Below are 10,566 nucleotides of genomic sequence, written 5' to 3' on the forward strand. Positions count from 1 at the left end.
ATGTCGTAGACCGCAGGAGGAGGGGCCATGTCGGACGAGGAACGGACGACGACGGACTGGCGTGCACTGGCCGCCGCCCTCGCGAACGACGACGCCCGGACGGTGTACGCGCAACTCGTCCTCGGGCAGGAGCCCGACCTCGGCGCCACCCAGCGTGCTGTGCGGCGGGCCGAGCAGAGCGTCCAGACGTTGTCTCGGGCGGGCCTGCTGGACGACGGCGGGCGCGTCTCGGGCGGGGTGTTCCGGGACCTCCTCGCGGCCGCCGCACCGCCGAAGCGCGAAGGGGTCGACCGCTTCCTGGTCGACGGTCGGATCGTGCAGTACCCGTCGAATCCGGACGAGCGGCAGGCGCTGTTGCAGCGCGTCGCGGCATCAGCGCTCCAGCCGGGCGAGGTGGTCGACGAAGCCGAGATCAACGAGCGGTTGTCCGCGTTCCACGACGACGTCGCGGTGCTCCGGCGGTACCTCGTCGACGCGCAGCTCGTCGAACGCACGCGCTCGGGGACCGAGTACGCGCTCGTCACCTGAGGAGGCCGCCCTTCGACAGGCTCAGGGACCAGTGCGCGCGAGGCTGGGCCTCTTCCGGTCACTGAGCTTGTCGAAGTGCGTGCGTGGGCTTGCGGGGCCCTTCGACAGGCTCAGGGACCGAGTTGGGGCTCGGGGACCAGGCGGGAGGCTTAGGGACCGACGGGAGGCTTCGGGACCGGGCGGGAGGCTCAACGCCCGCCGGCGGCGTCAGGCGCGGATGTCCTTCGTGAGCTCCTCCACGAGGGCGGCCCGCTGCTCGCGGGTGGACGGCCGACCCTCGGCGTCGGGACGCTCCTGCCACGGGAACGGTCCCGAAGCGCGGCGGTACTCGACCCCGAGGGCGTCGAGGCGGGCGAGGTGCTGCTGCAGCCGCGCCTCGAAGCCCGCGAGGTCGCGCTCGCGGCCGACCCAGGCGACCTCGGCGAGGGCGCACAGCCGCGGGTATGCCTGGTAGTCGATGACGCGGGCGGAGTCCATGTGCTCGGTCCAGATGTTCGCCTGCACCCCGATGATGTGCTCGGCCTGCGCCTCCGTCAGCTCAGCCGGCACCGGCTCGAAGGTGTACACCTCCGCGACGGTCAGCGGTGGTCCGACCGGGATCGGCTCACCCGGCAGCTCCGACTCGCGGTAATCGAGGTAGACGCGGTCGTCCGGGCAGGCGATGACGTCGTACCCCTGGCGTGCGGCGGCGACCGCACCGAACTCGCCGCGCCATGAGGCGACGGTCGCGTCCTTCGGCAATCCGCCGCCCTCGAGGATCTCGTCCCAGCCGTACAGGCGTCGGCCGGCGGCGGACAGGTGCGCCTCGAGCTGGCGGATGAACCACGCCTGCAGCGCTTCGACGGAGTCGAGCCCACGCTCGGCCATGAGCGCCTGGGTCCGGGCGCTCGCCGCCCAGCGGGTCTTCTTCGCCTCGTCGCCACCGACGCCGATGAAGGTCGACGGGAAGAGCTCCATGACCTCGTCGAACACGGTGCGGAAGAACGCGACCGTCTCCTCGCCCATGTCGAGGATCGCCTCGTTGATCCCCCACCGCGTCCACACCGACGGCTCGTCCGCGTCCTGCGCCACATCCGGCACACCCAGCTCGGGGTACGCGGCGATGATGGCTCGCGCATGACCGGGCAGGTCGATCTCGGGGACGACCGTGATGGACCGCTCAGCGGCGTAGGCGACGATCTCGCGCAGGTCGTCCTTCGTGTAGAAGCCGCCGTGCGGGCGGCCGTCGCCGGGCGCGTGCCGCGCTGCGCCGTGCTGGCTCTCGGTCCGCCACCCGCCGACCTCGGTCAGCTTCGGGAAGGCGTCGATCTGGATGCGCCAGCCCTGGTCGTCGGTGAGGTGGAAGTGGAGGACGTTGAGCTTGTGGCGCGCGGCGAGGTCGATGAACCGCAGCACGTCGGACGTGGGGAGGAAGTGCCGTGCCACGTCGAGCATGACGCCGCGCCACCCGAAGCGCGGGGCGTCGTCGATGGTCGTCGCCGGGACGGTCCAGTCGACGCCGGGGACGAGCGCACGGCGGTTGACCGCCGGGGGGAGGAGCTGGGTCAGGGTCACCGCACCGGAGAACGCGCCGGAGGCGTCGGCGGCGACGATGCGCACACCGTCCGCGTCCACCACGAGCCGGTAGCCGCCGGCCGCGACGGTGTCGTCGTGGATGAACGCGATGCTGTCGGTCCGCAGGTCGATCCGTGCGTCGAGGTCGAACCCGGTCGACGTCTGCAGCACCCCGCGCAACCAGCGGGTCGCGGCCGTGAAGCGGCGGTCACCGCCGAGCCCGGTCGTCTCGCTCAGCGTGAAGGCGCCGTCGTGCTGCTGGATGGACACGGGCAGTGGAAGCATCGGTGGTTCTCTCCTCGAGTGCTGATGGGCCGTTCTCAGGACATCTGCGGCGCGGCTGGCCGGGAACCCGGTGACACGCCGGAGGACTCCTGAGAACGGTCCCGGATGGTGGAGGTCAGGACGGGCGGTCGACGAGGGTGGTGAGGCGGTCGGCGATCAGCGTATCCGAGACGACGGTGAGCGGCGACTGGCCGGCCTCGGCGGCGAGCTCGGCGATGCTGCGGCCGACGAGCTCGCGGAGGTCGGGGTGCGACACCTGCGCGATGCGCACGGCGGACCAGTCGACGCGCTCGTCGACCGGCGGCTCGGCGAAGGCCCGTTCGAGTTCGTCGACGACGGCGTCGTCACGGAGGCGGTCGATGACGGCGTCGCCACCGCCGCCCGTCACCCAGGTGGGCAGCAGGGCGGTGAGGGCGGTTCCGCGGAGGACGCCGCCCGGGAGGATGGTGCCGGTGCCGTGATCCATGGGCCGCTCTCCAGTCGTCGGGCGATTGCGCATGTTGCAACGGGGGTTGCGTCAATGCCCGACAACTGTAAAGGGTCCGAACAAACGTGTCAACGGTGTGGAGGCGGGGTCGCGGAGAGGGTTGCTCGGCACTTCGACAGGCTCAGTGACCGGGGATGGTGGCTCAGTGACCGGGGAGGGTGGCCCAGTGACCGGTGGCGGTGGGCCCAGTGACCGGTGGCGGATGGGCCCAGTCAGCGGGGAGGGTTGCTCGGCACTTCGACAGGCTCAGTGACCGGGGGAGGGTGGGCCCAGTGGCCGGTGGCCGGTGGGCCAGCGAGCGGGGAGGGTTGCTCGGCACTTCGACAGGCTCAGTGACCGGGGGAGGCGGCTCGGTGACCGGACCAGTCCGGCTCAGTGACCGGACAAGCCGGGCCCGGCGGCCGGGGGCGGCTACTCCACGAGGCGGAGGCGGACCGCCATGAACTGGCGACCGGGCAGGTCGACCCGGACCGTACCGGTGTGGGTGCCGGGAAGGGTCTCGACCGTCATGTTCCAGGTGTCGAGCACGTCGACGTGGAACTCGCCCTCGGGGAGGAAGACGTTGCGGAACCGCGGCCGGTTGAAGCCGAAGTAGCCGATGACGTAGCGGCCGGAGACTCCGCCCCACGGCACGTCCCAGTCGCCGGGCAGCGGGTCGAGGACGCCCGTCGGGGACTCCGCCGAGATGCGCTCCAGGAACGCGATGCGGTCGGGACTCGAACCGATGAGCGGCCCGCCCTTCGACCAGAACAGCTCCTCCCGGTCGTTGAGGTAGGTCTCGCCGTGGCCGACGTAGCCGCCGCGGATCGCACCCTCCCAGAACCGTCGCACCATCTCCTCGCCGGTGATGTTGCCCCAGCCCTGGTCGATGTCGCCCTCGTAGGCGCACTCGTCGATGACGATCGGCTTGCCCCACTGCTCGCGCCAGGCGTCGGTGTTCTCCGCGGTCCGGTAGACGTCGACGCGCTGCACGCTGCAGTGCGTGATCCAGGGCTTCGCGTAGTCGTAGAACCCCTGGCAGTTGTGGATGGAGTTGAGGTGGCCGTGCGGGTCCTCCGCGCCGACGACCGCCGCGAGTCGCTCCCAGTCGTCGTTCGTCTTCGCCCAGAGCAGGTCGTACTCGTTCGCCATCGACCACCACACGTTCGCGAACGCGGCGAGCCGACGGACGGCGTAGCGGAGGTACCGTTCGTCGACGGCCGGACCGAGGTCAGCGAAGCCCCAGCGGTCGTAGGCGTGGAAGAGGATCAGGTCCGCTTCGATGCCGAGCGCGCCGAGCTGGGTGATGCGCCGCTCGAGGTTCGCCCAGTACGCCGGGTCGAAGCGCTCGTGGTCGAACCCGTCGGCGAGCGAGCCGACGAAGGGGAACGTCTCCGGCTCGTTCGCGTTGTAGAGGTACGACTTCGGGAACACGCACATGCGGATCTTCGTGAACGGCGCGGCTTCGAGGGCGCGGAGCGTCTCCTCCTGCAGCTCCTCGGGCTGGTGCGTCCAGGCGTAGGCGGTCGTGCCGAGCGGGCGATGGCGGGTGCCGTCGGCGTGGGCGAAGTGGAAGCCGTCGACGCGCACCGGTCCGTGACTGCCCGCCGCCGCGGCCGACACGGTGAACGCGCCCGCGACGCCGTCGAGTGATCGGGCGGTCGAGCTCGTGGTGAACGACCACTCGCCCTGCTCCTCGGCGAGGAGGCGCACCAGGTACCGACCGTCGCCGTCGTAGAACCCGCCGACGGTGAGCTCGCGTGCGCCGTTCGTGAACGTCGCGCCGAGTTCCACGTCGACGAACGGGTTGCCGTGCGACGGCCCGTCCAGCCGGATCTCCACGACGCCGTACTGCGGGACGTCGCCGGGGACCGTCAGGGTCGCCGAGCCGCGCGGGACGTCCTGGCCCTCGTAGTCGGGAGCGGGCTCGATCGCGGCGCCGTAGGGGGCGCGGGCGTCGGGACCGTCGTCGACCTGTGCGAGCGCCGCCCAGAGACGATCCTTCGCCGCGTCGTCCTGCAGCTCCGGCACGATCGCCGACAGCTGCCCGAGCCGGATGCTGCGGAACTGTTTGGCCATCGGCGACGCGGCGATGCCGGGCAGGAACTGCTCGAGGACGGTGCGACCCGCGGGGCTCTCGATGACGTCTCCGAAGGCGGAACTGCGGTCGAACATGGATCTCCTGTGATCAGCCGAGCGGGTCGGCGGCGGGTGCTAGTGGTGCAGGCGGTGCGAGTGTTGCACGTGGAACAGTCGAGCGGGGGTTATCGCGCAACTCCTGGTGCCGGAGTGGCTGCGGCCAGCGCCGCGTCCACCTCGTCGAGCATCGACGGCGGCGTGAACATGAGGAGCTGACGGACGGTCCGACCCCGACTCCACTGGGTGCCGCGGCGGATGTCGTCGGCTTTGGCCTGATCGTGGGCACCCACCGAGCTGAGGAGGGCGTCGTACGCGGCAGGTCGGTCGATGATCTCGGAGAGCGGCGAGTCGAGGCCGAGCGTGATGTCGTCATCGGCACTCGAGCCGGCGTCCGTGACCTCGATCGTCCAGTCGTGGCGACCGGACCCGACGGTCTCCTCGGGGGCACCCGGCAACGCGACCGTCGCCGTCGTGTTCGGCGGCACGACCGCCGACACCCGGAGGGACGACCCTTCGCGTCGCCACGCCACCGATGCCTCGCCGTAGGGGGTGAGGTGTCGGGCCTCGGCGTGGTCGAGTCCGTCGATCGGCCGCGGTGCGATCCGGAGTTCGCGGTAGCCGGGAGCCGCGGGAGCGAGGCCGGCCACGGTGCGGTGCAGCCAGTCGGCGACGGCGCCGAGCGCGTAGTGGTTGAACGAGGTCATCTCACCCGGGTTGACCGAGCCGTCCTCGAGCAGGCTGTCCCAGCGCTCCCAGATCGTGGTCGCGCCCTTGGTGACGGGCGAGAGCCAGGATGGGTTCTCGGTCTGGAGCATGAGGCGGCCGGCCGCGCGGAGGTGTCCGCCGTCGGCGAGCGCGTCGGTGATGAGCGGCGTCCCCACGAAACCGGTACCGATGCGGTAGCCGTCGGCGCGGACGAGGTCGGCGAGGCGGTCCGCGAGGCGTTGCCGCAGGGCGGGGTCGTCGACAAGGCCGAACCGTAGGGCCAGGGCGTACGCGGTCGGTGCATCGGACATCATCCGGCCGGCGGGCGTCACGTACTCGGCGGTGAAGGCCGCCCGACTCCGCTCGGCCAGTTCGCCGTACCGCTCGGCGTCCGCCGTCTCACCGAGGAGCCGGGCGGTGTCGGTGAGGATCCGGAGGGATCGCGCGTGATAGGCGCTCGCGACGATGTCCGAGTCGACCCTGGCCTTCGCTGGCTGGTCCGGCGGCGCGCTCGGGTCGAGCCAGTCGCCGAGCTGGAAGGTGTTCGACCAGAGACCGTCGGTGCTCACCCGGAGGACGGCCTCCACCCAGGAGCGCATCGACGGGTACTGCTCGCGCAGGATCCCGAGGTCGCCGTAGCGCTCGTGGAGCACCCACGGCACGACGGTCGCGGCGTCGCCCCAGGCTGCGGTCGGCCCGCCACCGGCGAATCCGGACAGCGCGGCCGGGACCACCATGGGGACGACACCGTCCTGGTGTCCCTGCTCGAGTGCGAGGTCGCGCAGCCAGGAGTCGAGGAAGGCGGAGCTGTCGTAGAGGAAGCTCGCGGTCGGGGCGAAGACCTGCAGGTCACCCGTCCAGCCGAGCCGTTCGTCGCGCTGCGGGCAGTCGGTCGGGATGCTCAGGAAGTTGCCGCGCATGCCCCAGACGACGTTCTCGTGGAGGCGGTCGAGCAGCTCGTGCGAGGAGGAGAACCATCCCGTGCGCGTGAGGTCGCTGTGGAGGACGACGGCGGTGACCGACGCCGGGTCGAATGCGCCCGGCCAGCCGTCGATCTGCGCGTAGCGGAAGCCGTGGAAGGTGAAGCGCGGCTCGATCGTCTGCTCGCCGTCGCCCGAGAGCGTGACGTGGTCGGTGGCCGCGGCGTTGCGGAGGGGACGCAGGGCGAGTTCGCCCTCGTCGAGGACCTCGGCGTGCCGGAGCGTGAGCGTCGTGCCCCGCGGGCCGGCGACGGTGAGCCGGAGGCGGCCGACGAGGTTCTGGCCGAAGTCGAGGATGGTCGCGCCCGACGGCGAGGTGAGCACCTCCGCCACCGCGCGCTCCTCGATGCGACGGACAGGCGCGGCGATGCGGGCCTCCGGCACCGGGTGCGCAGCGTCGTCGACGAGGGCAGGGGCCCAGGTGGACGCGTCGAACGCCGTCGTCGACCAGCCGGGTTCGGCCAGGGTGGTGTCGATCGCTTCGCCGGCGTAGATGCCGCTGTCGACGAGCTCGGCACCGTCGGCCGCCGACCAGCTCGCATCGGTGACGAGCGTCTCCGTCGTCCCGTCGAGGTAGTCGAGCTGCAGCTGGGCGGCGAAGCGTGGCTGGTCGCCGTAGATCCGCTCGGCGAACTGGAAGAACCCGTAGCGCTCGGTGTACCAGGCGCCGGCGACGGTCGCGGCGAGGACGTTCTCGCCCGGCTCGACGAGCGCGGTGACGTCGACGGTCTCGTGCACGAGGCGGTCGCCGTAAGCGGTCCAGCCGGGAGAGAGGACGTCCTCCGAGGTAGAAACCCCGTTGAGCTGCGGTTCGGCGGCACCGAGCGCGGTCCAGAACAGCCGGGCGCGACGGACGGGCCCGCCGACCGTGAAGGTGCGGCGCACCCGGATCGGCTGCGCCGGACGCTCGGGCGCCGCGAGACCGATGAAGTGGGCGGTCCAGGCTCCGTCGGCGAGGAACGCGGCCTCGACGACGGTCGGCTCGCTCCAGGGGGTCTCCTCACCCGCGGTCGACGCGGCACGGACCTCGACGGTGCGCACCTCGTCCGGCGCGAGTGGTGGGAACGGCCAGGAGACGAGGACGGAGTCGCGGCCCTCGACACGCGCCGTGGCACCACTGCCGTCCCGGAGCTCGGCCCAGGCCTGCACCCAGTCGGAACCCGAGGTCTCGACGGTCCAGCTCAACCGAGGCGTCGGCGTCGCGACCGCGGGGCTGTCGTCCCGGGTCCCCGCACGCAGCCGGCCGATCCGCGCGACGTGCGCGGTCATCGGGAGGTCCCTGCCGCGATGGTCACGACGTGCTCGTCCACGAGGTCGACGACGGACGATCCGATCCGGAGCGTGACGTCGCCTGGCTCGACCTGCCAGCCGTCCGCCCAGTGGGCGAAGACCCGGGCCGGCAGCGCGACCTCCCAGGCGACCGATTCGCCGGCGCCCGCGCGGACGACGGCCGATCCGACGAGCCAGCGCACGGGGCGGTCGACCGAGGAGTCCGGTCGCTCCGCGTACACCTGCACGACGTGCTTGCCGGCGCGGTCGCCGGTGTTCGTCGCGGTCCCGGAGACGCGGGCGTCACCTGACGCGACGTCACCCGAGACCTCGCCACCGTCGATGGACCAGCTCGTGTACCCGAGCCCGTGGCCGAACCAGTAGGCGGGCGTGGCACCCGAGCGGAGCCACGCGCGGTAGCCGATGTGGATGCCCTCCTCGTAGCGGAGCACGCCGTCCACCGGGGTGACGTCGAGCACCGGGACGTCGTCGAGCGCTGCAGCCCAGGTGGTGCTGAGGCGACCACCGGGTTCGGCGACACCGAGGAGCACGTCGGTCAGGGCGTTGCCCATCTCCTGCCCGCCGAACCAACCGAGGAGCACGGCGGCGACCTCGTCGCTCCAGGGGAGCAGGACCGGGGCACCGGAGTTGACGATCACGACGGTGCGCGGGTTCACAGCGGCGACGGCCCGGACGAGCTCGTCCTGACGGCCGGGGAGGGTGAGATCGCTGCGGTCCCAGCCCTCCGATTCGACCTTCGAGTTCGTGCCGACGACCACGACGGCGACATCGGCCGCGCGGGCCGCCTCGACCGCCTGGGCGATGAGGGCGTCGGGGTCGGAGTCGTCGGGAGCGCGACCGACGGTGACGCTGATCGCGCCGAGACCGTTCTCGCTCGGGGAGAGGTCGAACTCCGCGCGGAGTTCGACGGCGACGTCGGCCTGGGCGGCGAACGCCCCCGTCGCCGACGGCGGGGCGAGCAGCGCGGCGCCGAGGTCGTTCCCGACGACCACGGGCTGCTCGTCGACGAGGAGGACGCCGTCGACGAAGAGCCGGCCGTGGAGCCCCGTGGCGAAGCCGAGTCGCAGCTGCTCGGTGGCCTCCGGCGTGTACGTGGTGGTGAGCACGAGCTGCGACGCCGTGGTGACCGGGGCGTCGCCACCGAACCAGACGAGCGCGGTGGACCGGCGGTCCTCGGTGAAGAGTTCCACACCGTCGGCGTCGAGGAACGTGGCGACGAGACCGGGGTCACCCGTGCGCGGATTGGTGAGGCGCTCAAGCGGGAGTTCGGCGACGCCCTCCTGCACGATCGCGCCGACGGCGTAGTCGATCGTCGCCTCGGGGAGCGCGAGTCGGAGTCCCTCCAGCGGGCTGACGGTGTGCTCGGGGAGGACCGTCGCGCTGCCACCGCCCTGGGTGCGCGAGTCGCGGGCGTTGTGCCCGATGACGGCGACGCGGGTGAGCGCGGCGGCGTCGAGGGGGAGCGTGCCGTCGTTGTCGAGCAGCACGACGCCCTCGGTCTCGGCCTCGCGGGAGAAGGCGACCCCGTCGACCGGGGCCGGCGCCAGCGCTTCCTCGCCGAGGGCACCGACACGGACCGCGAGGGCGAGGAGTCGGGCGACCTTGCGGTCGACGTCGGCTTCGGCGACGCGGCCGTCGCGGACGGCCTCGACGAGGGCCGCGCTCCATGCGGGAGCGGGGCCGGGCATGGCGAGGTCCTGCGACGCCGGTGCCGAGCCGAGGCTGCGGACGCCGGTCCAGTCGCTGACGACGACGCCGTCGAAGCCCCACTCCGAGTTGAGCGGCGTCTCCAGGAGGTCGTTCTCGCTCATCGTGACGCCGTCGACGGAGTTGTAGGCGCTCATGATCGCCCAGGTGCCGGCCTCGGTCACCGTGCGCTCGAACGGCGCGAGGTAGAGCTCGCGGAGGGCGCGCTCGCTCGCGTGCACGTCGACCGTGAAGCGGTCGGTCTCGGAATCGTTGGCGACGTAGTGCTTCGGGGTCGCGGCGACGCCGTTGTCCTGCAGGCCGCTGACGTAGGCGGCCGCGAGCGATCCGGTCAGTTCCGGATCCTCGCTGAACGCCTCGAAGTGCCGCCCGCCGAGCGGGGAACGGTGGAGGTTGATGGTCGGGCCGAGGACGACGTCGACGCCCTTCCGGCGGGCCTCGGCCGCGGCGACGGCGCCGTATCGGTAGGCGAGCGACGGATCCCACGAGGAGGCCAGCGCGGTCGCTGACGGGAGGTTGATGGACGGCGAGCGCTCGTCCCACAGCGGACCGCGGACGCCGGCCGGGCCGTCGGACAGGACCATGGCGCGGAGGCCGATCTTCTCGAGCGGGACCGTGGTCCAGAAGTCGGCGCCGGAGACGAGCGCGACCTTCTCCTCGAGGTCGAGCCGGGCGACGAGGGCGTCGATCGCCGCGGTGTCGACGGGCTTCGTGGCGGCGGCGTGCCGGGGGGTGGTGATGGTCATGCGATGTGAGTCCGTTCTGGGGTGGCCCTTCGACAAGCTCAGGGACCGGATGGTGGGTCTCGGGGACCGGATGGTGGGTCTCAGGGACCGGATGTGGGCCCTTCGACAAGCTCAGGGACCGGATGGGGGTCTCAGGGACCGGATGTGGGTCTCAGGGACCGGATGG

The 10,566-nt window shown here is 71.9% G+C and carries 6 protein-coding genes; 1 reads left to right on the forward strand and 5 read right to left on the reverse strand.

All coding sequences use genetic code 11. The features are described from left to right. Positions 1 to 27 precede the first annotated feature (27 nt). Positions 28 to 528 carry a DUF2087 domain-containing protein gene (locus tag IFR14_RS02015; RefSeq protein ID WP_191940050.1) on the forward strand — a complete coding sequence of 167 codons (501 nt, stop codon included), beginning with the start codon at positions 28 to 30 and terminating at the stop codon, positions 526 to 528. A 207-nt stretch (positions 529 to 735) separates the two neighbouring features. On the opposite strand, the gene IFR14_RS02020 is transcribed toward IFR14_RS02015, so the two are convergent. The 5 genes from IFR14_RS02020 to IFR14_RS02040 form a co-directional block, all read right to left on the reverse strand. Then, complete coding sequence (locus tag IFR14_RS02020; RefSeq protein WP_191940051.1) at positions 736 to 2,367, reverse strand: beta-N-acetylhexosaminidase; 1,632 nt, start codon at positions 2,365 to 2,367, stop codon at positions 736 to 738. Between the two features lie 115 nt (positions 2,368 to 2,482). Continuing rightward, positions 2,483 to 2,833 carry a hypothetical protein gene (locus IFR14_RS02025; RefSeq protein ID WP_191940052.1) on the reverse strand — a complete coding sequence of 117 codons (351 nt, stop codon included), beginning with the start codon at positions 2,831 to 2,833 and terminating at the stop codon, positions 2,483 to 2,485. A 432-nt stretch (positions 2,834 to 3,265) separates the two neighbouring features. Beyond that, on the reverse strand, positions 3,266 to 5,008 hold the full coding sequence (locus IFR14_RS02030; protein ID WP_137242782.1) for a DUF5605 domain-containing protein: 1,743 nt from the start codon (positions 5,006 to 5,008) through the stop codon (positions 3,266 to 3,268). Positions 5,009 to 5,097: 89 nt separating this feature from the next. Then, positions 5,098 to 7,926, reverse strand: a complete 2,829-nt coding sequence (locus IFR14_RS02035) for a family 78 glycoside hydrolase catalytic domain (protein ID WP_191940053.1) — start codon at positions 7,924 to 7,926, stop codon at positions 5,098 to 5,100. After that, positions 7,923 to 10,400 carry a beta-glucosidase family protein gene (locus IFR14_RS02040; RefSeq protein WP_191940054.1) on the reverse strand — a complete coding sequence of 826 codons (2,478 nt, stop codon included), beginning with the start codon at positions 10,398 to 10,400 and terminating at the stop codon, positions 7,923 to 7,925. The genes IFR14_RS02035 and IFR14_RS02040 overlap by 4 nt, the downstream gene beginning before the upstream one ends. Between the last annotated feature and the right edge of the window lie 166 nt (positions 10,401 to 10,566).

It is taken from the genome of Plantibacter sp. CFBP 8775 (assembly GCF_014839505.1).
In the GTDB taxonomy this organism is placed as follows: Bacteria; Actinomycetota; Actinomycetes; order Actinomycetales; family Microbacteriaceae; genus Plantibacter; species Plantibacter auratus.